Source organism: Neisseria sp. P0021.S006, assembly GCF_051956895.1.
Genome location: NZ_JBQCWZ010000530.1, coordinates 1 through 916, shown reverse-complemented (window position 1 = coordinate 916; position 916 = coordinate 1). Strand labels below are relative to the sequence as shown.

Genomic DNA, 916 nt, shown 5'->3' with positions numbered 1-916 from the left:
GGGCCTGACTTCGTTGGAAGAAGTGACTGCCCATACCAATGACTAAACTGCCATATTTTCGAAAATTAAAATAAAGCGGCACGGGGAAACAGTCCGCTTTATTTCTTACTAACAAGGGATAACTCATGGCTCAAGCAGAGCAAAAAAGAAGTCTGTTCGGCTCAAGAAGCAAAGGCAAGCGTTTTACATTTGAAGGAAAAAACATCGAGACCGAACGTCTTGTTCGTGGTGAAGTAGTTGCCAAAGACGAAGAAGAAGCACGCAAAAAACTCCAACGCAGAGGCATTCGCCCTTTGCGTATCAGCAAAGTCAAAACCGCACGCAAACGCCGTATTACCCAAGAAGACATTACTGTGTTCACCCGCCAACTGGCAACAATGATGAAGGCAGGCTTACCGCTGATGCAGGCATTTGAAATCGTTGCACGCGGCCACTCCAATCCGAGCATGACCGAAATGCTGATGCAGGTTCGCTCCGATGTCGAACAAGGTAGCGCATTGGGTAAATCGTTCTCTAAATATCCAAAATATTTCGACCGTTTCTATTGCAATCTGGTCAGCGCAGGCGAGTCCGGCGGCGTACTGGAAAGCCTATTGGACAAACTGGCTGTCTATAAAGAAAAAACCCAAGCCATTAAGAAAAAGGTTAAAACCGCGCTGACCTACCCGATTGCCATTATCGTGGTGGCCATCGCGCTTATCTTCATCATGATGATGTTTGTACTGCCAGCCTTTAAAGAAGTTTATGCCAATATGGGTGCAGAGCTGCCAGGCCTTACCCAACTCGTCATGAGCTTGTCTGATTTATTCGTCGATTACGGCTGGATTATGATCATCCTTTTGATTGTTTCCGCCTTCGGCCTGTACAAACTCCATGAAAAATCGCCTACCTTCCAAAAACGAATCGATGCTCTGAT

Annotated in this window: 1 protein-coding gene; it reads left to right on the top strand. The window is 46.3% G+C overall.

Annotated features, from left to right (window positions below):
* Positions 1–125: 125 nt before the first annotated feature.
* Positions 126–916: type II secretion system F family protein (locus ACTHUM_RS15485; RefSeq protein WP_440403353.1), on the top strand; the 791-nt coding region annotated here is incomplete at its 3' end.